We start from the raw sequence: 22,152 nt of genomic DNA, 5'->3' as shown, positions 1-22,152 counted from the left end.
CCGAATCCGTTTGCTGGCAATGATATTCGTCGGGCTCGCCGCCATCGCGGCGTTCGTGGTCATCGCACACGCCCGAACGACGCCGGTGACGCTTTCGAACCCGCCCGGTGCCGCGCTCCCCGGCCCGGGACAGCTGCCCGGCGATCCGGAGACCGCGCTCGCCACCCGCTCGATGCCCTGGTTGCCCGCCCAGGCGGCGCAGCCGCATCCGCAGAGCACGCGAATCGCCGGGCCGCCGATCGTGCTGCCCGCCCCTTCGCAACGCGCTGGACTCTGGATTCCCGACGGCTTCCCGCCGACCCCGGAAGGCGCGCTGGCACAACTGGCAGCTCTCAACCAGGCCGCGTTGTCCGGCGGAGACCCCGAAACCTACGACCGCGCATACGCACAACTGGCTCTGCCGGGAGCCCCGCCGGTTGCCGAGGCGGGATTGCACGTGCTGCTGCGGGAGTTCCGCAACGCCGCCGGGATCGCCGCGGGCGAGATGACCGACGGGCTGACGGTGCGCTACGAGGTCACCCACGGGCTGATCAAAGGGACTGCCGACCATGGGCGCTACGTGGTGGCCTGCACGCTGGGGCAGTTCTCGGTCGACTTTCAGGGCCAGGGCACGAGCGTCGGCGTCGGGGACTGCCAAGCACTGCGGTGGACCGGAAACACTTGGCGCGTCAGCCCCGGACCACGAGCGGCGTACGCGCCGTCGGCGTGGCCGGGCACCGGCGAATCCGTCGACGTCGGCTACCGGGCGCTGGACGGTGCGCGGTGAACCCGATCGACTGGCTGAGCCAGCTGGGGAGTTTGGGCAAGCTTGCCGGCGACGTCGTCAGCAAGGGATTGTCGGTCGCCGCCGGGAACGTGTTCGACTCGATCATGGAAGGCCTGTGGGGCTCGGGGCTGACCGTGCTGCAGGTCGTCCTGGAAGGCGTCGATTACTACTCCCGGTTCACCGTGTCCAAAACGGACGGTCCGATCGGCGTCGTGTGGCCGGTGACGCTGTGGATCAGCGGTGTCCTCGCGTTGGGGCTCTTCTTCTGGCAGATCATGTCGGCAGTGCTGCGCGGAGGGCGCGGATTCACCCGGCTGTTGGTCGGACCGATGCAGTACTGCGTAGCGCTGGCGGCATCGGTCGGGATCGTCGCCGCGCTGCTCGCCGCGGCGGACGGGCTCACCACATTCCTGCTGAAGTACGGGCTCAACACCGATCGGTTCGCCGATGCGATGCACGCGCTGAACTTTCCCAATGGCGTGTCCCAAGCATTTACCGCGGTGATCCTGGGCGTGGCCGCGGTGGTCGGAACCTTCCCCGCCGGGTTCGGCATGGCCTTCGAGATGATCCTGCGGCAGGCCGGGATCGACGTCATCGTCGCGACGATCCCGATTCTGGCCGCCGGGCTGCTCGCCAGTACGACCTCGCGCTGGTTCTGGAAGGGCGTCCGGGCCCTGCTGGCGCTGATCTTCCTCAAGCCCGCGATCGCGCTGGTCATCGTCATCGGCGTCGCGACGGTGGCCGGGTGGCACGGTCTGTTCGGGCTGCTCGCCGGGATCGTGACCTTGTTGCTCGCGCTGTTCATGCCGATCGTGCTGTTCAAGCTGTTCTCCTTCATCGACCCGAACGCGGGCGGCGATCTCCGCGGCGAGATGTCGGATCTGGGCGCGGACACCTACGGGCCGGACAGCCTGCCCGCGGATCAGCTCGGGAACATGTTCGACAAGCTCAAGAAAGCTTGGCAGGACTGGAGATCAGGCTCCGGCGACGACGACGGTGACGAGGACAACGCTCAGGAAACTGCGAACGACGAGCGCTTCGATGCCGCGGACTTCGAACCCGAGGACGACGAACCAGGCGACAGGGAAGACGACCAGGACGACGAGAGCGAAGACGAGCAGGGCCCGGACGACAAATCCGCCGAAGACGCCACTTCGCCCGCCGACGACGTTCTCCCGTCTGCAGTGGACGCGATCGAGGACCCGGAGGAAGCAGCAGCGCCGGACGACGATTCGTCGGACGACGAGGACGATGATGACGACGACCACGGCCCGGCCGAAGAGCTGGTGGTCGAATGAGCACCCGGCTCTACACCGGACTCGGCCGTCGGGAACACGACGGCTGGCTGCTGGGCCTCCGCCCGGCACAGGCCGTCGCCTGCATCCTGCTCGCCCTGCCCGTGGTCCTCCCTCTGGCCGGAGGAGACCTCGCCGGAGCACTGGCTACCGCCGTGGTCTGCATCCCTGCGATCGCGCTGATCGTGGTTCCCGTCCGCAGCCGGTCAACCGCTCGGTGGCTCGCCGACTGGGTGCTGTTCCAGGTCGGGATCGCGTTCGGCTGGTCGCGCTGGCAGTCTCGCGCCGCCGCAGGAGCCGCGGTCGACCCGGCCGCGCCGGATCTCCCCGGGACCCTTGCCCGGCTGCGGTTCCCCGACGGCCCGCCGATGCGAGACCTCGGCCGGATCTGCCTGATCCACGACACCGGCGAAGCCCGCTGGGGCGCGACGGCGAAGCTGACGCACCGCGGAGTCGGCATGTTGTCCGACGCGCAATGCCAGCGGCTCGCCAACCGTTTGGGAAGCCTGCTGGCGACGCTGGCGCACCGCGAGGTCGTCGACCGGATGTCGCTGCTGGTCCGGACGGTCCCCGACACCGGTGCCGAGTACGAGGCCTGGCGTTCGGCGCACGAGCGCGGGGACGCGCCAGCCGCAGCGCGTCGGGCGGCGCGCGAGCTGGACCGCACGGTCGGCGCGGTGTCGGTCCGGCACGAGGTGTTCGTGACCTTCACCGGCCCAGAAGCCGCCTTGCGCCGCCCAGCCGCGGCTGCTGGCGGCGGAACTGACGGGCGCGCCGTCGTCCTGTACCGCACCCTCGACGGCCTCACCGAGTCGCTGCGCGCGCTCGGCGCGCAACGGGTGACCTGGCTGTCCGGTGCGGCCTTGGCCGAAGCGATCCGGACCGGCTTCAACCCCGGCTCCGCCGGCTCGCTGAACGCTCGGCGCTCCGGCGTCGCGTGGGCCGCGGCCGGTCCCGGTCAGACGCCGACGTCCAGCGCGCGGGTCTACCGGCACGACGGCTTCGCCACCGTGTCCTACGCGGTGCTGATGCCCGAATCCGGCACCACCTTCGGTTCTTTGGGCGGCCTGCTCGCGGTGCGCACTGCCGGGGAACGGCGCGCGTTGGCCGTTCACTACGAAGCGCTTCCTCCCCGCCGCGCCCGCAGCGCGGTCCGGGCAGGCCGGTTTCGCGCCGGAGCGGTGCGGGACTGGAAACGCTCCAAGGGATTCAGCGCTGCAGCGTCCGAGTCCCGCGCGGCAGCGGGCGCGCGAGCACAGGAGCAGGCGGTCGCCGCCGGACACGGATTGGTGCGCTTCGCCGCCGCGACCGCGATCACGGTGCCGGGGGAGTGGAGCGTGGAGGACCACGCAGCGCGGATGGAGAACGACATCGCGGGACGCTTCGAGCTGCTGCGGCTGGACCTGGCGCAGGACGCGGGGTTCGTCACCGCGGTGCTCCCGGTCGGCGTCGGCCTGCCCCGCCTGCGCGGAGGTCTCCTCTGATGCCCGCGCGACCGCCGGAACGAACCGCCGCCGATCTCCTGACCACCTTCGGAGCCGCGCCGCACCAGACGCCCAGGCAACCTCCGACGTCGGCGAAACGCGGCCGGGTGAACCGCCCGACGGCACCGCTGCGCGGACACGCCCGGCCAGGACACGGGTGGTCGCCGGTGCTCGCGCCGTTGCCGGTGTACCAGGCCAGCACCCGTGAGATCGGCGGGCTGTTTCCGCTGCTGGTGGCCAGTCCGATGCCTGCGGTCGGTGCCCGGATCGGCTACGACGTCCAGTCCGGGGGCGCGTTCTACTGCCACCCCGTCGAGTGGGTGCTGCGCAACGGACTGGCGACCAACCCCAACATCGCGATGTTCGGCGAACCCGGCCGCGGCAAGTCGTCGACAGTTGTGGCTTTCGCGCTGAGGATGCTCAACTTCGGCGTCCGCACGCTGATCAGCGGGGACGTCAAAGGCGAGTACACCCCGGTCGTGCGCGCACTCGGCGCGACGCCGATCGAACTGGGCGCGGGCAACCACGCCCGGGTCAATGCACTCGACCTCGGGCCGTTGACCGCCCGCTGGGACACCTGGACCGTGCGGCGGCAACGGGACGAGCTGTCTAGCGTGCTCGGCCGCTGGGTGCAGCTGCTGGCCGCGCTGGCCGAATCCCAACGGCATCCGCCGAGCGTGTCCGACGAAGCCGCCCTGGCCGCGGTCTTGCGCCGGCTCGTAGGAGCCAGCGATGGCTACACACGACTCCGGCCCATCACGATTCCCGATGTCCACCGGGAACTCGCTTCCCCGGATCCCCAGCTGTGGCGCGACCTGCGCTACGAAAGCCGGCACGACTTCCTGCATCAGCTGCGCCCGATGACCGACGCGCTCGCGAACCTCATCTCCGGCGCACTCGCCGGGATGTTCGACGCACCGACCACCGTGGCCATCGACTGGGACGCACCGGTGCAGAGCATGGATCTGTCCCGGCTGCGCTCCCGCGGCGATACCGCTGTCGCGGTCGCGCTGACGTGCCTCGGAGCCTGGTCGTCCCTGGCCACCGGTCTGCGCGACGACGGAGACATCCGCATCGTCGTGCGGGACGAATGCTGGCGGCAGCTGCGGCTCGGCCCTCGCGCGGTCGCCGCGATCGATGCGGAGCTGAGGCTGTCCCGCTTGGAGAAGATCATCCAGATCCTGGTGCTGCACAAGCTGTCCGACCTGTATTCGGTCGGCGCGACCGGATCGCAGGCCGTCGCGATCGCCAAAGACCTCATCGCGCTCTGCTCCACGCGAGTCCTTTTCGGACAGTCCACACGAGTCGCGGACGATCTCGCCGACGCGCTCGCGCTGACCGGGCCGGAGCATCAACGGCTGACTGGGCCGGTGAACGAACGCCGCGGCCGCGCGCTGTGGAAGACGGAGAACCATCCGGCGCATCTGGTGCAGACCGTGCTGTCCAGCTTCGAGAAACGCCTTTTCGATACCAATGCGCAACTGCGGCCAACTGCAGGCCGCGGTGGGGGAGTAGGGAGAAGCCGTGGCTAACAGCCGTATTCGCCTGCAACCGCTCGCTACCTTCCTGAACCCGAACCGGGAGGTCTACGTGGGCTGGGACGAGGGCCTGCAAACCTACTACGCCCAGGTCTTCGACGGACGAGACGCGCAAGGGGAGGACCGCCTGACCGTTGACGTCGGCAATAGCTTGGGCGACGTCACCTATCCCGGCGGGGTGATCACCGCGCTCCGGTCCTATGCCGAAATCACCGACGACCTAGGCGAACTGCTGAATGTCAGCCGTGTCTCGACGACGCCGACCTACACCGACTTGCGGCCGGATTCCCGGCGTTACCAACAGGAGCAACACCTCCAGTCCGAGCTGAACCGGCTCTACCGCCCAGACGGCTTCGTCACCACACTCACCCGAGACGACGTCGCACCCTTGCTCGGCGAGCACGGGTGGGCCTCCAGCGGAATCAAAGCCACCGAGACCGGGCACACCGAGACCTACCGCCGCGGTGAGCAGGAACTGACCATCGCCTGGACTTGGCCCGATCAGGACTACGACACCGAACGCATGCTGAGCCCGATTCACCTCGACGGCCAGCGCCACGGCGTGGACAAGCGCGAAGAACTGTCGAGTCTGCTTGCCGAGGGCAGCCCGGACCCGCAGATTCTCACGCCGGGCAGCGAAGAACGGGTCGACGAACTGCTTACGGGCATCTTCACCGACGACGAAGCACAGAACCACGACCGTCGGCTCGATACCGGGCCGGACGAATCGTGGTTCGACGACCCGCCCTCCGACGACGAGGGATTCCACTCCGGGCTCGGCACCTAGCACAGCAGCGACCCGAAGGAGGTTCTGACATGGACGAAGAGACAGCGGAACGGATTAGCCAAGCCGCAACCGAGGCCGCTGATCGCGTGTGGAACAGCTCCGTCATACCGAAAAACGTCAATTCGGGCGGCCTGCAATCAGGTATGTCCGCAGTCGAAAATCAAGCCGACGCGGCGTACCAAAAGACCGTCAGGGAGATGTCGGCTGACCTTGGATTCGAGGAACGTGACTACTACCTTGCCGATCCGCTTGCGGCAGTGATTCACGAACCTGACTGTATGGCCGAACGACCCGAGTACCTGCTCGACGATCTTGCGGATGAGCTGAACAGCGAAGCCGACGAAGACCGTCTGCTGGACGACCACTTGCGGGACAACGACGACCTCGGCCAAGGCTTGGGGTACTGAGCATGCTTCGGAGTTGCCGGTGAACCGGGCAACCAAGGCCGTTACGGGCTTCGTCGCTGCCGGCGTGACGGTGCTCTGCGGCCTCCTGCTCGGCGTCGCGATCGTCGCTGCCGCGCAACCGCCCACGGCGATTGCCGCGGCGGGTTGCGGGAACTCCTCGTCCGGGACCGGACGGATCGTCCGCGGCGAACAGGACGCGGAAGCGACCAACATCGCCCGGACCATCGTCGGCATCGTCCAGCAGCGACGGCTTCCGCGCCGGGCAGCCGTCATCGCGATCACGACCGGCCTGGTCGAATCACGCCTGCACAACATCGACCACGGCGACCGCGATTCCCTTGGCGTGTTCCAGCAACGACCGTCCCAAGGCTGGGGTACCCGCGCCGAGGTCCTGAACCCCGCGCATGCCACGAACACCTTCCTCGACCACCTTCTCGCCCTGCCGGAATGGGACAAGCTCCCGCCCGGCAAAGCGGAACAAGCCGTGCAGAACAGCGGCTTTCCCGGCCGTTACGCGCCTCGCGAGCCGGAAGCGGCCCAGATCGTCGCCTCCATCTGGACCGGCCCCGACAATCCTGTCCCGCATACCACCGGCGAGAGTTCGGCGACCACCTGCGGAGACGACGGCAAATCCGACGTCCCGCTGCCACCCGGCAGCGACCAGACGACGCGGATGCCGGCCGGATTCACGCTGCCCGCGGATCCGCGGCAGAAAGCAGCGGTCGGATACGCCGTGGCGCAACTGGGAAAACGGTACGTCTGGGGAGGCAAAGGCCCGGACGTCTTCGACTGCTCCGGCCTCATGCTCGCCGCGTGGGCCACCGCGGGCATCGGTATCCCCGCGTCCACCGTCGGCCAGGTCAAAGCTGGTCACGCCGTCCCCGACCAGTCCCAACTGCAGCCGGGCGATCTGTTGTTCATCCCCGGAGCCCTGGGCACCCCCGCCCAGCCGCGCCATGTCGGCATGTACGTCGGCGCAGGCCTGATCGTCGATGCCTACGACGAGAAGCACGGGGTGATCGTCGAGCACCTCGCCGACTGGTCCGCCCGGATCGCCGCCATCCGCCGGATCGCCGATCCGGCTTCGCCCTCCCCTCCGCCAGGAGGGAGTCAGCACTGATGAACGACCGCTGGTGCCCTTCCCGCACGGGAGGGACGCCATTGTGCCCCGTCACCGCTCCGAACCAGCCGACACCGACCGCGACGTCGTGTTGGTGGCGCTGCTTATCGCCGCAGTGCTCGTCGTCTGCGCAGCAGCCTTCGCGCTGACCGCGGCCGCAGTGCTGACCACTGGGTTCTGCACCGACACCTGGGCCTGGCCGGCACCACCTCGGACGCTCAAGCTCGCCTTGCAGGTCGTCACGGACCCAGTCCACCCGGCGGCGGCTTTGACCCATCCCTGGGACAACGGCATCTCCGGACGCGAACTCGCTTTCTACGCATACGCGATCGCCGTGATCATGGTCCAAGCGAGCCTGATCGTCGGCGTCTCCATCCCAGTCTGGCGCCGATGCGGCCCTGCCCGGCCGGGCCACGCCACCCGGCTGCAGGTCCACCGCACCCTCACGCCCGCTGCCGCACGGCGCAGCGCTGCCTGGACGCGTCCAGACCTCACTCCGGAACAACGCCGCCGTGCCCCGATCACCCAGATCTCCGCGCCGCTGCCACGCGGACCGCATCGAGAACGCTTGGTCGTCTCGTTGGAAACACCGACCGGCACGATCGCGCCGACCCGCTCCGGGAAGTCCCGCACCGATCTCGTCCACAAAGCACTCGACGCACCAGGAGCGTTGTTCGCGTCCACCACCAAGAACGACCTCGCCGAATGGTGCCTGCTGGCCCGATCCCGCCGAGACCGCGGCGGAACGGCCTGGCTGCTGGACATGACCGGAACCACCGACTGGCCCCGCCATGTTCGCTGGAACCCGGTCGGCGGCTGCGACGAACCCGCAGTCGCGTTGCGCCGTGCTGAAACGCTGATCGCGACCTCGGCCCTCGGGATCGAAGATGTCGGCGGGAACGACGCTGTATTTCGCGGCCGGGCAAGGATCGTGCTTCAGGCGTACTTGCTCGCTGCTGCCCGCCACCAACGCGGAATCGACGACCTGATCACTTGGTCGCTGACCAAGCCCGCCGACCAGGAACCCGCCGAGCTGCTGCAGCGCGAATTCCCTTTCCTGGCCTACAACCTGCGCTCGGAAACCGGCATGGTCGCCGAGACCGCCGACGCGGTCTGGATGAGCGTCCGCCGCGCGCTCGAGCCCTTCATGAACCCCGATGTACGTGCGTTCTGCACCCCGGGCAGCGACCCGTTCGACATCGACACCCTCCTCGAAACCGGCGGCAGCGTGTTCGTCATCGCCGGCCAGCACCAGGCCGCGCAAGCCCGCCCCGTACTGAGCGCGTTCGCCGAAGAGTTCCTTACCCGCGTCCAGGAACGCGCCCTGCACCAGGAAAACCGGCGAAACACCCCGCCCGCGACCACGATCCTCGACGAAATCTACGAAGGCACTCCTGTGCCGAGGCTGCCCGGGATCATCTCCGACATCGCCGGCCGCGGCGGGCCCGTCCACTGGTCCGCCCAATCCCGCGGCCAGCTCGACGAACTCTACGGCGAACATGGCCGCAAGACCCTGATCGACAACACGCTGACTCTTTCGGTTTTCCCCGGAATCAAGGACGACCAGACGCTCGAATGGCTCTCCACGATCAGCGGGCAGCACCGGCGTCGCACGTACCAGCACCACTCGGACGGCTTGCTCAGCAGCGGCCGCGCCTCGGTCGGCAGCGAAGACACCCCGACCTACCGCCCCGGCGACATCCGCACCCTCGACCGCGACCGCGTCCTCATCCTGCACGGCAACCTCAAACCGATCCTCGGCCGCACAGTCGACATCACCGAACGCCCCGACTGGCCCCAGATCGAAGCCGACGTCGCCGCCATCCGCACCGGCAACGCACAGCGCGAACTCGACCGAATCCAAGGCCGAGCATGAACACCGACGACGACATCCCGATTCCCGACGATGATCCTCAGCGGAGCGCTGCCGAGATCGCCGCCATGGTCGAACGGCTGTGGTCCGCAGCCCAGTCACACGAAGCCCGCCTCGGCCACCTCCACGACCGCCTCGGCAAACTCGAAGCCGAAGAAGAGTCGAACCCCAACCACGTCGCCCGTTGGCTCACCTTTCCCGCACCACCTGCCGCGGAAGACCCTGAGCACCAAGAGGAATCACCGTTGTTCACGATCGCGTGCTTCGTGCAGTACTACAACGAGGTCTATGTCGGACGCCCCGGCAGCCGTGCCGTCGCGATACCCGACTGCTGGCTCAACCACCCCGGGCTGCTCGCCGAAATAGCGACCCTGACCTACACCTGGCGCGCCGCTCATCTCGGCCGGCACGCGAACGTCCGCGACGCCCAATACTGGCACGACCGGTGGCGGCCCGCGTTCGCTGAACGCCTCGCGACCGAATGGACCCATCCGCACTGTCTTACTGAAACACATAAACCCGTTGGCGCAGGTGATTTGAGGGATCGCTACACCGCCGAAGCGGCTGCAACCGGCACCAGCCCGGAGTGACCGGACAACCCCACTCGCATTTCACAGAGCTGGCAGCAATGCAGGCGCTGATGTCTGATGGTGCCGGCACCGCGATCAGCGTAAGGCGAGCTGTCCCGAAAGCGTGGATGCGGGTTCGGCAAAGCCGCTCTTCTTCCTACAGACTCGCGACGCACAGTGCGCAGAGTACGGATTGGGAGGAGAGAGAGACATGCCGCGTTCAACTCGACTACTCAAGATGCCGTGCCCCTCTTGGACACGAGGCACAGAGACCGCGCCCTACTAGGCGGGGCGCGACAGAAGGTGGTCGCTGAGCTCGATCGTTGCCAGATACCACCAGAAGATCCAGTCGAGAAAGGCCGGGTCGTAGTCGCCTTGCTGTTTGAGGCCCTGGTGGCGTATGGCGAAGTTGTTGGCGATGTCGAAGAGCGCGCCCTCGTCCTTTCTGGGGAGACTGTCCTTGAGGAGTTGACGACGCTGCTCGAGGATGCCGGCCAGTACGAGGATAGCGGACCGCTTGTCGTGCTCGGTTGATCCGCGTGCACGGAACAAGGCAATGCCGTGACGTACCCGGTCGGACGTTCGACCGTGCGGCTGGTTAGCGAGACGATTGACAAGATCGGCTCGGGCGTCGTCGGTGACGGCGACGAGTCGACCGATGTCCTCGCCGTCGTTGGCCAGCCTCAGGCCCAGGTCGCTGCGATCGAGAAGCTGATTGACTCGCCACCTGTAGAGCGCTCGGGCTGGTTCGATCGCGAACTGGGAGTGGTGCCAGCCGCAGCTGTCATAGCTGTGAAACCAGCGAGACCGCGGCCGCGCGACCAGGTCGTGAAGCGCCTCAATCACGTCGAACAAGGCATCCTCGAGATCGAGAAGTTGGGTGGCATCTAGCGGCCAACGCAGGCTCGGGATGCCCAGTATCTGCTGCAGGACATCGGCTCCGTCGACGTAGACCCCGTCCCGGTCGTCGACGCAGATGTCTGGGAATTCCTTGTCGAGGTAGCCATTCGCCCGGAACGAGTCGGCCAGCCGCACAAACTCGCGCGTGACCGCAGGTAGGTCGAGGCGGCTTGGCATGGTCGGGCGTCGCCGCTGCGACCAGTACGGCGTACGTACAGACGCCTCTTTCAGCCGGTATGCATTTTCTATGAGCCGCGAAAGGAACTCCCTCGGATTGCGAGGAACACCGGGGAGAGGGTCGCTACCCCAGACATCGGCAGAGGAACGGCACGCGCGCATCGCGTCGATCGGCGCGGTGCCAGCGAAGGCTTCGGTGAGCAACCACTCGCACTGCTGATCGAAGTCCTGCTCAGCGTGCGAGATCAGTGCCTGACCTTCTTGGACGAGTAGTTCGCGCGGCCACACTAGCTCGAAATCCGCCCCGCTGTACTCGTCAGCTGCTGGCTCAAAACCCCGATCCGAGTCTTGCTGCATCCGTTGCTTGGCCTCAGCTCCTGCCGTATGCAGTCCCACTGCGGTGAGTGCTGCGCGCCTGGCCGGGTACCACCTTTCTGTCCAGGAGATACCGCCGTAAGAGGCGGGCAGGTCAGGGTCGAAACGCTGATAGTTTCGGAGTTCGGGGTCGACGGCGTCCATCACGATCTGGACCGCTGGTTCCAGTTGACACAGCTCATCCTCAAGCTGGCTGATGTCTCGGCCGAAGTCGTCGGCTTCGGGTCGATCGCTGCCGATCGTGTGGATAGTGCGGTAAAGCTCAGTGATTTGCTCGATCTTGGCCACGAACAGCCGAAGCTGCTCAACTGCCCACTGCTGGTCGGCCACAGACCTGTCTCCGATCATCGAACGACCGATTCTAACGCGAGGGTAAAATCCGAAGTGGGGGACACGCGGGATGGCGTAGCCTCGCCGGACTAGCTGGTACACATGCTAGGGCAATCGGCGCGACGGTTGACCATTCAGGCGTGTGGGCGGTATTTGCTGACCGTCCCGGCGGGATGATCTTCGGGGCGGTGGCGCAGTGGCTGCAGATCATCGCAACTTTGAGGTGAAGGCCGATCCAGATAGATCGGCCAAGTCTGAGGAGCGCCTCGTCGTCCGGGTCGAACCCCGTCATTTGCCCACCGTGCAGGTGGCCGAACTGCTGGCGGAGAGGCTGCTCGTGCCGGCTGCGGGCAGGCTGCTGTCCTCGGCGACCACCTTGCCGGCAGTGTCCTTGACGACGCACGAGGCTCCGTTGGGCAGGGTCGACTCGACGGTGAGAGTGAAGCTGCCGCTATGGACGGTCTGTGTTGCGGTACCGCTTGAGACGTCGATGGTTTTCACGGCGGAACCGCTCTCGTACCAGTTTGCGGAGATGCTGCCGTAGACGGTGACCTGGTAGTTCGCGGGGCCGGGCCGCTATTCGCACGGATGAGCAGGACAACTCCGGCCACGACGGCGAGGACGACGGCCGCGATCATCGCGATGACGGGGTTGGCGAGTGCGGGTTTGTCGGCAGTCTGGGCCATGGCATGAGTACCCCTTCGGCGTGGATCTGGGAGTGAGTCGTCTGTCCTGCTGCGTTTGTTACCGGCGCGTCCGAATCGCGGCTTTGCATCGATCTGCGGATTGACTCGGATTCGGGCCGGCCGCGTCCGCCGGAATTTCGTCGCCGGCTCGGGACGTACCTGACTTGGCACACCCAACCAAACGCATGTCTCGGGTCTTGGTCTGAGATCAACCGGGAGGGCGGCGCCTCCGACGAAGCACAGACGGTGATCCGGTGCTTTGCCAACCGGCGGCCCAGTTCCGGCTGGCTGGCACGTGTGGCGTGCTGGATGCGGCGGCTCTGTTGCGGGTTGCCGACTCGGAGAACGCAGAGCAGTTACAGACGCTCGTCGTCGGCGGCTTCGGCACGGTGGAGCCTGCCGTCTGGCTCCCGAACCCATCGGACGCGGTTCGCGTCGGTGAAGGCGAACCTGATCGAGGCCATGCTGATGATCATCAGCATGGCCTCGACTGAGCAGCGCTCATCAAGCAAGATCGGGGTGATGCCATGAGGGGGATCGTCGAGTCCGCTGTCCATCAGTTCGGCTCGGAGGAGACGCTGTTCTTTCGCCAAGGCTGCTTCGAGGATCCCGTGGAACGTCTCGGGATTTCGGTCGAAGTCTTCGGGGATCACAGTCGGTCGCAGCATCAGTTGGGTTTCGTTGTACTGGACCGGGCCGTTCGGGTACGTCACCGTCGCCTCGGCGTTGTAGATCGGCATGCCCCCGCCGTTGACGTATCTCAGCATGAAGCGGACGAAGGTGCGGGGACGCTGCCCTGCTAGGCTGGCAGCCCGCGGAAGTTGTTCGACCTCAGTCTGTTCGACCCAGATCGCGACCTTTGACGCGAGTTCGCGCTCTTGCTTGGCCTTCGCGTCCCGGTCGCTTCTCCGCCATCCCTCGACGGCGACCCATACTGCCGCCGCAGCAGCGGCGGCAGAGCCAATGCCTCCGATCCATCCTCCCCAGGCTGCCCACCAGTTCGAGTCACGCCGCGTGGTGATGCCGATGTCGAGCAGCACGAGAAAGCCGACAGCACTGAGAAAAGCGGCGAACATGCCGCGTTGTCCGAGCCGCACAATGGTCAGTCGCCCGATGGCCGCTGATCGTTTCGGCGGTCGCATGATCACGTGAATAGCTGGTCCAAAGACATCTGGTCGCGGTGCGTGCAGTAGGGCGATCGCCGTGTTCTCGGCCTGCGTATGGTGCCGGGTGGATAAGACGAGGTCCGGGCCGGACCCTTCGACCACGGGCTCGGGGTGCGGGCCGCGGCCGGCGCTTCGTAAAGGCACCGGCTGTAACACCGGCGCGGGTTCTGGAGATCCAGCGTGCATGGTGGTTTCGCGGCTCAGCGACGAGCAAATCTCACGAGCGTTCGGTGAAATTTTTGGCAAGGTTTCCGAGATCATGAAGTGGTCTGAACGGGCCAAGGGGTTGAGTCCGGTACCGGGCAGTCCGCTGTCCGGTGACGACAGGATTTCGTTCCCATATCAAGTATCTCATGGTGTTCGAGGCAGTCTGGCAATCGCGACAGAGCATATCGACGCGCTCAACAAGCTGGTTTCCGTTTCGGAAGTGCTGCACCCGAGCGCCCCTTTCACTCTCGTGCGAGGAGCCATCGAGGCGGCGTCCGCTGCCTTGTGGATGTTGACTCCGAAGCAACGAAGCGAACGAGTCCTGCGAAGACTGCGGTTTTTGGCTAAAGACCTGTACCTGAACAGCGCAGTTCTAGTCGAACTCGGCGTCAAGAACCCTCCGTCGGTGACTGAACGAACCGAGAAGCTTTTGGCCATCGCCAGGCGTGCCAGCGGAGACACGGACGTGAAGTTGACTCGTCCGACGAGTACAGAGATCGTTCGGGAAGCGAGTTCAGCCAGTCAGTCGTCACTGAATGTGCTGGCGGCATGGCAAGTGTGTTCAGGGTTTGCGCACGGGATGCCGTGGGCGGGGCTGGGAATGCTTGAAAAAGAGCAATCTGAGACTGACGACGAACGGGTGGTTTCATTGCGCCTAAGTAGCTCGCTGGATCGCGTCTTGTGGGCGACTCGCGCAGCGATGGACGTAATCGAAAAAGCTCATGCTGAGTGCGTTCGAATGTCCCAAGACTACATCGTGGTTGCATGACCTCTGTCTTGCTGCTCGCAGCACCTTCGCTCGGCGGGGCACTCCCGGATCGCTGTGTATCGAGCGCAGCGTGGTACGTATGAACCCCCACATAAGGTTGGGTGAGCTTCTCATCATCCGCAGGGCGAGTATGCCTACGCGGGGCCGGTGCCCGTTAGGGCAAACACTGCACCGGCCCCGGTCCGCCTGGCGCATAGGCGGATCGTTCCGTGCCTCAGGGAGGAACGACACGGAAGAGGCGAAGGGACTAGGCCGGTCTGCGCAGGCTGGTTCGGTGCTTTGCCCCGTACTTGTCCATGAGCAGGCGTGAGTCCGTGTTGGACAGCGCGACGTTGTCCAGCTCTTCGAGCACGTCACTGTAGTTTCCGTCGTCAGGCATGAAAACTGCTGCACCATGGCTCGGAAGGTGGACGACGGGTCCGCTGTTGGTGCGGTAGAGCGTAAACGCGCCCATTAGCCCGGGATGCCGGCCGGTACCTGTCGGGACGATGCGGACCCGGACCGACGAGGTCGGTGCGGCCAGGCTGGTGAGGAAGCCGAACTGCCGGGAGACAGTTGCGAACGATCCGGTCATGTGGGCGAATGCGGCTTCGCCGACGTATGCCGTGAACGGCTTGGACTGGATGAGCTCTCGGTGCTCTGCGCCGAGTTCTCCGACGAAGTGGACTTCAGCCTCCGACCTGCCTGCGGCGATTAGCGCTTCGCGTGCGTAGTCGTCGCTCTGCACGAGGTCGGGAATGAACAGCGGATGCCAGTCGGCGACGGAGGTGGCGGTCGTCCCGCAGTCGGCGAGCATCGCGTAACGGTCGTAGTCATGGTGTTGCCCCAAGATGACGACCTCGGACGCGGTCATTCTTGCCAGCGCGAGAATGCGGCGCTTGTCGTCGCCGTCGACACCGAGCGTGCCGAGAATGTAGGCGACGTCAATTTCCGGCGCGGCGCGCAGGCCCAGTTCCCAGCCGGACAGACTCGCTGGCCGGACCCCGATTCGTCGGGCAAGCTCGTTGAGACCCCATGACGCGCGTTCCCGTGCGGCACGCAACGCCGCTCCGAGCAGCGTGACGCGCGTGCTCACCGCCATCGGCCCTTTGCTGGCTTTCATGGCAATTCAGCCTTTGCTGCTGTCATCGTCGGTCCGGCCGTTCATCGCTTCCGCCTCCGCTTCGACTTCGCGGGCCGCTTCGGGACGCTCCAGCCCAACTGTTCGCGGTATGCCGCGTCGCACGGCAGGCACTGCGTTGGTATGCAACGCGCGCCACGTTGTTCGTGCGGCGCGAACGCAGCGGCAGCTTTCAGGCCGCAGAGCATGGTGATGTGTTCCCCAGGCGCGGGGACGCTTGTGAGGCGCGCGCGGTGCCATACGCCGTCGACGACCGGGCGGACATGTTCGAGGTAGATGAAGATCAAAGCTGCCATTGGCGACCGCCCCTCTCGTGTTCCGGCGGTCGCGCAACAGGCCTCACGACTCGTGATGCGGCGTTATGATCACGAAGCAGCGCGCAGAACGGGCCGGAAGTACGCTTGCGGCCCAACGGAAACAGCCAGACCTGGAGTCTCCATGAGCAGATCAGCAGGAACACCGCTACCTCCTCCATGCGACCTGCGGCGGTTTTGCTGTGCTGGTTACAGAAAACTCCACTGTGGAGGACGTCGACACCGCACTTGCGGGACTCTTGAGGACGGCTTGGCGGGCTGAAACGTCCCCTGGGACGTTTCCAAACGTGCTAGCCCGGAGGAAGGAATCTATGGCGAACGATCGGCTTCGCACCGCCATGCTGGCGGCGAACCTGACCATCGAAAAGCTGGCTGAGCGGGTCGACGCGCACCCGAAGACCGCAGAACGGTGGATCCGGGACGAGGTGGTTCCGCATCGGACGACCAGGCACCGGATTCTCACCGTGCTGGGGGTCGGAGAAGCGGAGATCTGGCCGTCCCTCAACGGCGGAGCCCAGCCGGCCCCCTCCCAAACCGAGTTCGTCCATCTCTACCCGTCCCGCTCGGCCATCACCGGAGCTGGCTGGCAAGAACTGCTGGCGGGCGTCGAGAAGCAGATGGACGTGCTGGTGTTCTCCGGGGTATTTCTGGTGGAACAGTACGACCTGGTGCCGATGATCCAGAAGAAGGTCCAGGTTGGCGTTCGTTTCCGACTGCTCGTCGGAGACGAGGAATCAGAAGCTGTCCTGCAACGCGCAATCGACGAAGGCACGCCCGTCGGCCTTGAGGGGCGCATACAGCTGATGCGCCGATATCTGGACGAGGTCGCCGACCTTGACGGTGTCGAAGTTCGTACGCACGGCACAACTCTGTACAACTCGCTGTACCGCTTCGATGACCAACTCCTGGTCAATCCGCACGTGTACGGAGCTCTCGCCGGGCAGAGTCCTGTACTGCATTTCAAGCGTCACCCGAACGGAACTGTGTGGGATCATTACCTGAAGTCGTTCGAGCAGGTGTGGCGATCTGCAAAACCGGAGCACGGGGGAGAGGTAAGTCATGGCCAGGATCGATTACGTTGACGACCCTGCAGCACCAGTGGCCAACAGCGTAGTCCCGTCGGTCACCGCGGTGATACGCAACGATCGAGGCGAGATCCTGCTGATCCACAAGGTCGACAACGATTTGTGGGCGCTGCCAGGTGGTGGGCACGACATCGGGGAGACCATCACGCAAACCGCCGTGCGCGAGGTGAAGGAGGAGACCGGACTGGACATCGAAATCATGCGGCTCACCGGCACGTACACGAACCCGCGGCATGTGATGGCCTACGACGACGGCGAGGTCCGCCAGCAGTTTTCGCTGTGCTTCGAGGGCTGGGTGATCGGCGGCGAGCTCTGCGAAGACGGAGTGGAGACCAAGGAGGTCCGGTGGGTCGACCCGTCGCGGCTTGAGGGTCTGAACATGCATCCTTCGATGAGGATGCGGATCGCGCACGCCTTGGCCCGTGGCAGGCAACAGCCTTACTTGGGCTGAGCCGCGTCTAGTCGGCTTTGCGTGCGTTCGACGGCGGCGCGCATCACGGGTGCGGCGACGAGCCAGGCCCGGTGGACCGGATCGGATGCGGGATACCGGGAGAGGATTTCCGAGATTCTCTCGTTGAAGGAAACTCGCTCGCCGCCCGGGCCGACTGTCAGATCGGCGGTCACGAGCGCGTCCAGAAGCGCGGTGTCCCGGAAGGGGAACTCGGCGAGCTGGTTAGCCATGCCGCGCTGCTCCGCTTCGAACCTCGCTCCGGAGTGGTGCGCGACGAGGTTGACGACCACGTCGGACCAGCCGTTTGTCTTGAGATACCTCGCGCCGTCCAGCGGGTGGAACCTGGTGTGTCCGATCTCCGGCGAGTAACCAATGTCGTGAAGCCAAGCAGCGCCAACGAGCGTCGCTTGTTCAGACTCGGAGACCGCGCCGCCGAGCTCCCGTGCACGGTCGGCGACGGCTTGTACGTGGTCCCACCGCCGCCCGAGAGGCTTGACGAACCTCTCGCTGACCTGCCGTGCTTCCGACACCGACTCCATGGCCCTCAACGCTACCGGTCGGCTGGGTTCGTTCGCTTGCCGCGCCGGGACGGACCGGTCAGATCTTTCATCGGCTCCGATTCTGCCATTGCTGGCTCTGAGCGTTTCTCGCAAGCGTCAAGCTGAATGCCCCGGATTTGCGCTCGATCCTCCGCGCCTACTGCCCGTCCGATCGCGGTGAGGAAGGGAGCGCAATCACCAGTTCGAGACGACCTCCAGACCGTGGGTCCTACTCGACCCGGAGGACGTACTGCCAAGCGCAGTGCGGATGTTTACTCGGTAGACCGCGATGGCCTCCTGACTTATCGCGGCGGCGGAAGCAACGCTGGTGGCGGCGGTTTCGGCTTCATCGAGCAGGCCGACTTCTCCGGTCGCGTGCCCGAGTTGTGCGGCGGTACAGGGCGGACGCTGCCGACCCTCGTACCGCCTCTCCGATCGAACCGAGCGCCTGAGAGGGACCGCACTGCCTGCGTCGGTGCCGGATCGCGCATCTGGCACCCCGCTATCGTCCCCGGCGTCACCATCGGCGCGCACGAGCTTGTCGCGCTAGGTGCCCTCGTCGTCCGCGAAGTCCCAAGCCCACGCGCTCGTCGCCGGCAACCCCACTCGCCATGTGGCTGGGTGTGCCGCTGCGCCGCCACCCTCGACGACACCCCACCTGCCCGCGACCCGGCTGCGGCGGCCGTTACAGCATGACCGGCGACCGGTTGCAGTCCGTGGGCGACGTCGTGACACGCGTGTGAACGGCCCACCGCCGTAACGGTCGTGCCAGGCGTGGGTAGGCCCGCCCGGCACGACCCAGGCACAACCGCTCTCGCCGCAAGAGCACTACGCGCCGAGGGAAATGGTTGCCGGAGCCGGAATGATCATCCGCGACCCGAACGACCGCGTCCTGCTGGTGCACACCACCGATGGCAACCCGGCTCTGGGGATCCCCTGCGGCGGCCTCGAGCCCGGCGAGCACCCCGAGCACGCCGTCGCCCACGAGGTCGCCGAAGAAGCCCACGAGGTCGCTGAAGAAGTCGGCCTCGACCTCGCGTCCGGCTCGTTGCGCGCGGTCGACCTCGTTCCTTACGCCCTGCCCGACTGGCATGCCGCGCTGCTCGCCACCTGCTTCTTCGACGGCGGTGCCCGGATCAGGCCCGGCCTCGCTGAAATCGACGAGACTCGATTCTGCGGCCCCCGCCGAGTGCCCCGGTTGCGCTTCGTCGCCTACATCGCCGACTGCGCTGGCAACCCCGGCTCGCGCGCCGACCTGCGCTCCGGCCTGAACTGTCCCGTCGAGCGGGCCGACCGGCTGCACAAATACCTCGCGCCCTGGCCCAGGCCGGGCATGCCCCACACAGAAGCCGTCCAGTACACCGTCGCGTCCCTCATCGCGCACAAGCCCGACGGCGCTATCCCCGCCCACTCGCCGGGAAACATCGGCGCGTCCCTCGCCCGGTGCACTGCGCTCGCGGCCGGCACCCGCGAGACCACAATGCACCTGCTGGCCCGCCAGTCGCCCGCCCAGCTGTGCCGGATGCTGACCCGCGTCGTCGTGCAGCTGCGCAACACGGACACCCCCGTCGACTTCGCCGTGCTCCTCGACGACGCCGCCGACTGGCCCCGCCGCGGCAACGAGGTCCGCACCCGCTGGCTGCAGTCCTTCTACCGCGCCGAAGACCCCGTCCGGAACACCTGACCGCACACGACCGCAGTTCTCCAGCACAGCCACACCGCGCACGTCGGAAGGACTTTCCCAGATGTACCTCGACATCCACGCCCTGCACACCCTGCCCTACTCGAACGTCAACCGCGACGGCCTCAACTCGCCCAAGGGATGCGTCTACGGAGGCACGCCGAGGATCCGGGTGTCGTCCCAGTCGTGGAAACGCGCCGCCCGGCTCCACGTCGAGCACCAGCTGGACACTCCCACCCGCCGCACCCGCCAGATCGCCAAGGAGGTGCGAGGCCGGCTGCGCGAACGCGGCTGGGACGAGGACGACGCGCGCCGCGGCGGCCGCGCGGTGGTCCAGGCCTACGGCCTGGTGCCCGACGACGATAACGGCAAGGATCAGACCAGCGTGCTGCTGTGGATCCCCGCGGCCCCGGATCGCTGCTGACCCCGGATGCGATGGGCGGTGCCGCGATCCCGGCGACGGGTCGGGCTGTGGTCGCGGTGGGGGTCAAACCGGGGCAGTTCCCGCCTGAACTCGTCGCCGGGTCGCCGGTGACCGTCGTCGTCACTGCCGCCACCGCGGCGGGAACCTCGAGCACGACCGCGCAAGGTCAAGGGCCGGGAACTTCGTGGCGGGCCACGGTCGTCGGTGTGTCCCCGGCGGGCACGGATCAGACGACCGTGGTGTCGCTGGACGTCGACGCCACCGGCGGGTCACAGCTGGCGCAGGTTCCGTCCGGGCAGCTCGCGCTGGTGATGCAACCTGCGGGGGGCCGCTGATGCTCATCGCCTTGTGTTCGGTGAAGGGCTCTCCGGGAGTGACCACCCTGGCCGTCGCGCTGGCCGTGCAGTGGCCGCAAGCTGAACGCACCCGCCGGCTGGTCGCCGAGGTCGACCCCGCCGGAGGCGATCTGGCGATGCGCTTCGGTCTGCCGGCCACACCCGGGCTGGTCAGCCTCGCCGCCGCCGCCCGCCGCACCTGCGATCCTGCCTTGATCTGGGAACACACCCAGTCGTTGCCCAGCGGTGTCTGCGTGTTGGTCGCCCCGCCCGGTGCCGCGCACGCGCGCGCCGCGCTGTCGATCCTGACCACCGTTCCGAACGGGCCGCTGGTGCCCGCCGTAGCCCGCGTCCCGGGCGTGGTGGTGCTGGCCGATTGCGGACGCGTCGACCCGGGTTCTCTCGCCGAGGCGGTCGCGCGGCGCGCCGACGCCCTGGTTCTGGTGACCGGAACGCAGGGAGACGAAATCGCCCACACCGCAGCGCGCCTTGGCGAGCTGGCGCGCTGGACCCCGCGGCCGAGCCTGCTGATCACCGGCGACGGCTACCCAACCGCCGATGTCGAGCGCGAGCTGGGCGTCCCGACGATCGGCCGCATCCCGCACGACCCGACCGCTGCCTCCGCGTTGACCGACCACCGGCCGCTGGCCCGCCGCCGCGGCAACCACGGCCTCGCCCGCCACGCCGCGGCCCTCGCCCGCACCCTGGCCGGACCCGCAGCCCCTGCAGCTGCACCGCCGGCGACCGCACTGGCGGTACCTGTGCAGCAGGTGCGCCATCAGCCGGGCGGCGTGGTCATCGCCCCGCCCGGTTACCAGCCGCTCCCGCTGAGACCGGGACCCGTGCCGCCGCGGGTCAGCGACTCGCAGCGCAACGGCCATCAGCCCAGCGCCGCAGGGAAGGAGCCACGCGGATGACCCGCACCGACTACCCGGCAGGGCCTGCCGTCGCGACGGGCGGCCCGGACGAACCCGAGCGGCGATTGCGCGCCCGGCTCCGGCAGGCGCTGAGCACGGACCTGCCCGGCCGGGTCGAAGCCGCTACTCGCACCAGTGGCGGGCCTTTGAGCCTGGCAGGTCGCCGCGACATCGGCCGCGAAGTCCTCGACACCGCGGTCGCCGTGCACAGCGAGGCCGAACTTCTCGCCGGACGCGCGCTGGTGGGCTCGGCTGCCGAGCAGCGGGTGGTCGAGCAGGTTTTGGACGAGGTGTTCGGGCTCGGCGGCCTGCAACCGCTGCTGGCTGATCCGTTGGTGGAGACGATCGCGGTCAACCGCTATGACCGGGTGTTCGTCCAGTACAGCGACGGCCGTCGCGCCCGGGTCGCCCCCGTGGCGGCGTCCGACGAGGAACTCACCGACCTGATCCGCACGCTCGCGGCCCGCGCGTCGTCGGAGGAGCGGCGGTTCGACCGTGGCAGCCCAGCGTTGAACCTGCAGTTGCCGGGTGGGGAACGGCTTTTCGCGGTGCTGGGGCTGACTGCGGGCGGGGTGACGGCGTGCACGATCCGCCGGCACGGCTGCCTCACCGCCACGCTCGCCCAGTTGCGCCGCCGCGGAACCCTCGACGTCGGGCTGGAGCGGTTTCTGCGCGCGCTGGTGCGGGCTCGCAAGAACGTGCTGATCACCGGCGGCACCGGTGCCGGGAAAACCACACTGCTGCGCGGTCTGGCCTCGGAAATGGATCCGCTGGAGCGGATCGTCACCGTGGAGGACGCCTTCGAACTCGGCCTCGGGCTCGATCCCGAACTGCATG

At 67.0% G+C, this 22,152-nt stretch carries 22 protein-coding genes and 1 pseudogene; 17 read left to right on the top strand and 6 right to left on the bottom strand.

Annotated elements, in window-relative coordinates:
• Window positions 1-19 precede the first annotated feature (19 nt).
• The 9 genes from ABD156_RS04725 to ABD156_RS04685 are packed head-to-tail and all read left to right on the top strand — an operon-like array spanning window position 20 to window position 9,860.
• Entirely contained in the window at window positions 20-766 is a 747-nt protein-coding gene (locus ABD156_RS04725; RefSeq protein WP_344267010.1) for a hypothetical protein, read from the top strand.
• The gene (locus ABD156_RS04720; protein ID WP_344267007.1) at window positions 763-2,064 is read left to right on the top strand and encodes a TrbL/VirB6 family protein; all 1,302 of its coding nucleotides are present in this window, start codon (window positions 763-765) and stop codon (window positions 2,062-2,064) included. Before ABD156_RS04725 ends, ABD156_RS04720 begins: the two co-directional genes overlap by 4 nt.
• Window positions 2,061-3,545, top strand: a complete 1,485-nt coding sequence (locus ABD156_RS04715) for an SCO6880 family protein (protein WP_344267004.1) — start codon at window positions 2,061-2,063, stop codon at window positions 3,543-3,545. The genes ABD156_RS04720 and ABD156_RS04715 overlap by 4 nt, the downstream gene beginning before the upstream one ends.
• A complete protein-coding gene (locus ABD156_RS04710; RefSeq protein ID WP_344267001.1) occupies window positions 3,545-5,077 on the top strand; it encodes an ATP-binding protein in 1,533 nt (510 codons plus the stop codon). The genes ABD156_RS04715 and ABD156_RS04710 overlap by 1 nt, the downstream gene beginning before the upstream one ends.
• Complete coding sequence (locus tag ABD156_RS04705; protein WP_344266998.1) at window positions 5,070-5,870, top strand: hypothetical protein; 801 nt, start codon at window positions 5,070-5,072, stop codon at window positions 5,868-5,870. Before ABD156_RS04710 ends, ABD156_RS04705 begins: the two co-directional genes overlap by 8 nt.
• A gap of 29 nt (window positions 5,871-5,899) precedes the next feature.
• A complete protein-coding gene (locus tag ABD156_RS04700; RefSeq protein ID WP_344266995.1) occupies window positions 5,900-6,277 on the top strand; it encodes a hypothetical protein in 378 nt (125 codons plus the stop codon).
• A 19-nt stretch (window positions 6,278-6,296) separates the two neighbouring features.
• The gene (locus ABD156_RS04695) at window positions 6,297-7,397 is read left to right on the top strand and encodes a C40 family peptidase (RefSeq protein WP_344266992.1); all 1,101 of its coding nucleotides are present in this window, start codon (window positions 6,297-6,299) and stop codon (window positions 7,395-7,397) included.
• A gap of 43 nt (window positions 7,398-7,440) precedes the next feature.
• Window positions 7,441-9,273, top strand: a complete 1,833-nt coding sequence (locus tag ABD156_RS04690) for a type IV secretory system conjugative DNA transfer family protein (protein WP_344266989.1) — start codon at window positions 7,441-7,443, stop codon at window positions 9,271-9,273.
• A complete protein-coding gene (locus ABD156_RS04685; protein ID WP_344266986.1) occupies window positions 9,270-9,860 on the top strand; it encodes a hypothetical protein in 591 nt (196 codons plus the stop codon). Before ABD156_RS04690 ends, ABD156_RS04685 begins: the two co-directional genes overlap by 4 nt.
• Before the next feature lie 261 nt (window positions 9,861-10,121).
• Here ABD156_RS04685 and ABD156_RS04680 read toward each other — a convergent pair whose 3' ends face one another.
• From ABD156_RS04680 to ABD156_RS04670, 3 genes are all read right to left on the bottom strand, one after another.
• A complete protein-coding gene (locus tag ABD156_RS04680; protein WP_344266983.1) occupies window positions 10,122-11,621 on the bottom strand; it encodes a hypothetical protein in 1,500 nt (499 codons plus the stop codon).
• 288 nt (window positions 11,622-11,909) lie between these two features.
• Window positions 11,910-12,122, bottom strand: coding sequence for a hypothetical protein (locus tag ABD156_RS04675; RefSeq protein ID WP_344266980.1), 213 nt, complete (start codon window positions 12,120-12,122; stop codon window positions 11,910-11,912).
• A 541-nt stretch (window positions 12,123-12,663) separates the two neighbouring features.
• Window positions 12,664-13,734 carry a hypothetical protein gene (locus ABD156_RS04670; RefSeq protein ID WP_344266977.1) on the bottom strand — a complete coding sequence of 357 codons (1,071 nt, stop codon included), beginning with the start codon at window positions 13,732-13,734 and terminating at the stop codon, window positions 12,664-12,666.
• On the opposite strand from ABD156_RS04670, the gene ABD156_RS04665 reads away from it, so the two are divergent.
• Entirely contained in the window at window positions 13,733-14,449 is a 717-nt protein-coding gene (locus ABD156_RS04665) for a hypothetical protein (RefSeq protein ID WP_344266974.1), read from the top strand. The genes ABD156_RS04670 and ABD156_RS04665 overlap by 2 nt on opposite strands.
• 247 nt (window positions 14,450-14,696) lie before the next feature.
• Here the strand turns inward: ABD156_RS04665 and ABD156_RS04660 are convergent, their stop codons facing one another.
• On the bottom strand, window positions 14,697-15,530 hold the full coding sequence (locus ABD156_RS04660; RefSeq protein ID WP_344266971.1) for a helix-turn-helix domain-containing protein: 834 nt from the start codon (window positions 15,528-15,530) through the stop codon (window positions 14,697-14,699).
• Window positions 15,531-15,592: 62 nt separating this feature from the next.
• Window positions 15,593-15,865, bottom strand: a complete 273-nt coding sequence (locus ABD156_RS04655) for an HC3 family zinc finger protein (RefSeq protein WP_344266968.1) — start codon at window positions 15,863-15,865, stop codon at window positions 15,593-15,595.
• 329 nt (window positions 15,866-16,194) lie between these two features.
• On the opposite strand from ABD156_RS04655, the gene ABD156_RS04650 reads away from it, so the two are divergent.
• Together ABD156_RS04650 and ABD156_RS04645 are read left to right on the top strand one after the other, a co-directional pair.
• On the top strand, window positions 16,195-16,965 hold the full coding sequence (locus ABD156_RS04650) for a helix-turn-helix domain-containing protein (protein ID WP_344266965.1): 771 nt from the start codon (window positions 16,195-16,197) through the stop codon (window positions 16,963-16,965).
• Window positions 16,943-17,419: an NUDIX hydrolase gene (locus tag ABD156_RS04645; protein WP_344266962.1), complete on the top strand. Its 477-nt coding sequence runs from the start codon at window positions 16,943-16,945 to the stop codon at window positions 17,417-17,419. The genes ABD156_RS04650 and ABD156_RS04645 overlap by 23 nt, the downstream gene beginning before the upstream one ends.
• Here ABD156_RS04645 and ABD156_RS04640 read toward each other — a convergent pair.
• Window positions 17,407-17,958, bottom strand: a complete 552-nt coding sequence (locus ABD156_RS04640; RefSeq protein ID WP_344266959.1) for an HD domain-containing protein — start codon at window positions 17,956-17,958, stop codon at window positions 17,407-17,409. The two genes, ABD156_RS04645 and ABD156_RS04640, sit on opposite strands and share 13 nt — an antisense overlap.
• Window positions 17,959-18,820: 862 nt before the next feature.
• Here ABD156_RS04640 and casB point away from each other — a divergent pair.
• From casB to ABD156_RS04615, 5 genes and pseudogenes are all read left to right on the top strand, one after another.
• The gene (gene casB / locus ABD156_RS04635; protein WP_344266956.1) at window positions 18,821-19,642 is read left to right on the top strand and encodes a type I-E CRISPR-associated protein Cse2/CasB; all 822 of its coding nucleotides are present in this window, start codon (window positions 18,821-18,823) and stop codon (window positions 19,640-19,642) included.
• A gap of 61 nt (window positions 19,643-19,703) precedes the next feature.
• The gene (locus ABD156_RS04630; protein WP_344266953.1) at window positions 19,704-20,063 is read left to right on the top strand and encodes a type I-E CRISPR-associated protein Cas7/Cse4/CasC; all 360 of its coding nucleotides are present in this window, start codon (window positions 19,704-19,706) and stop codon (window positions 20,061-20,063) included.
• Window positions 20,033-20,398 (top strand): hypothetical protein, encoded by a 366-nt coding sequence (locus tag ABD156_RS04625; RefSeq protein ID WP_344266950.1) that lies wholly within the window; start codon window positions 20,033-20,035, stop codon window positions 20,396-20,398. Before ABD156_RS04630 ends, ABD156_RS04625 begins: the two co-directional genes overlap by 31 nt.
• Window positions 20,398-21,315 (top strand): CpaE/TadZ family protein, encoded by a 918-nt coding sequence (locus ABD156_RS04620; protein ID WP_344266948.1) that lies wholly within the window; start codon window positions 20,398-20,400, stop codon window positions 21,313-21,315. The genes ABD156_RS04625 and ABD156_RS04620 overlap by 1 nt, the downstream gene beginning before the upstream one ends.
• A pseudogene (locus ABD156_RS04615) lies at window positions 21,312-22,070 on the top strand (ATPase, T2SS/T4P/T4SS family); the annotation flags it as partial. The gene ABD156_RS04620 and the pseudogene ABD156_RS04615, both read left to right, overlap by 4 nt.
• Window positions 22,071-22,152 lie beyond the last annotated feature (82 nt).

It is taken from the genome of Amycolatopsis albidoflavus, assembly GCF_039525725.1.
Lineage (GTDB): Bacteria > Actinomycetota > Actinomycetes > Mycobacteriales > Pseudonocardiaceae > Amycolatopsis > Amycolatopsis albidoflava.
The sequence above is the reverse complement of the archived record's forward strand: the minus strand, read 5'-3'. Positions and strand labels throughout refer to the sequence as shown.

What these genes read in the sequence shown, in the direction of transcription:
- ABD156_RS04725 (WP_344267010.1), top strand. Translation starts at nt 20, where the DNA reads ATGATATTCGTCGGGCTCGCCGCCATCGCGGCGTTCGTGGTCATCGCA.
- ABD156_RS04715 (WP_344267004.1), top strand. Translation starts at nt 2,061, where the DNA reads ATGAGCACCCGGCTCTACACCGGACTCGGCCGTCGGGAACACGACGGC.
- ABD156_RS04710 (WP_344267001.1), top strand. Translation starts at nt 3,545, where the DNA reads ATGCCCGCGCGACCGCCGGAACGAACCGCCGCCGATCTCCTGACCACC.
- ABD156_RS04700 (WP_344266995.1), top strand. Translation starts at nt 5,900, where the DNA reads ATGGACGAAGAGACAGCGGAACGGATTAGCCAAGCCGCAACCGAGGCC.
- ABD156_RS04685 (WP_344266986.1), top strand. Translation starts at nt 9,270, where the DNA reads ATGAACACCGACGACGACATCCCGATTCCCGACGATGATCCTCAGCGG.
- ABD156_RS04665 (WP_344266974.1), top strand. Translation starts at nt 13,733, where the DNA reads ATGAAGTGGTCTGAACGGGCCAAGGGGTTGAGTCCGGTACCGGGCAGT.
- ABD156_RS04670 (WP_344266977.1), bottom strand. Translation starts at nt 13,734, where the DNA reads ATGATCTCGGAAACCTTGCCAAAAATTTCACCGAACGCTCGTGAGATT.
- ABD156_RS04660 (WP_344266971.1), bottom strand. Translation starts at nt 15,530, where the DNA reads ATGGCGGTGAGCACGCGCGTCACGCTGCTCGGAGCGGCGTTGCGTGCC.
- ABD156_RS04655 (WP_344266968.1), bottom strand. Translation starts at nt 15,865, where the DNA reads ATGGCAGCTTTGATCTTCATCTACCTCGAACATGTCCGCCCGGTCGTC.
- ABD156_RS04650 (WP_344266965.1), top strand. Translation starts at nt 16,195, where the DNA reads ATGGCGAACGATCGGCTTCGCACCGCCATGCTGGCGGCGAACCTGACC.
- ABD156_RS04645 (WP_344266962.1), top strand. Translation starts at nt 16,943, where the DNA reads ATGGCCAGGATCGATTACGTTGACGACCCTGCAGCACCAGTGGCCAAC.
- ABD156_RS04640 (WP_344266959.1), bottom strand. Translation starts at nt 17,958, where the DNA reads ATGGAGTCGGTGTCGGAAGCACGGCAGGTCAGCGAGAGGTTCGTCAAG.
- casB (WP_344266956.1), top strand. Translation starts at nt 18,821, where the DNA reads ATGATCATCCGCGACCCGAACGACCGCGTCCTGCTGGTGCACACCACC.
- ABD156_RS04630 (WP_344266953.1), top strand. Translation starts at nt 19,704, where the DNA reads ATGTACCTCGACATCCACGCCCTGCACACCCTGCCCTACTCGAACGTC.
- ABD156_RS04620 (WP_344266948.1), top strand. Translation starts at nt 20,398, where the DNA reads ATGCTCATCGCCTTGTGTTCGGTGAAGGGCTCTCCGGGAGTGACCACC.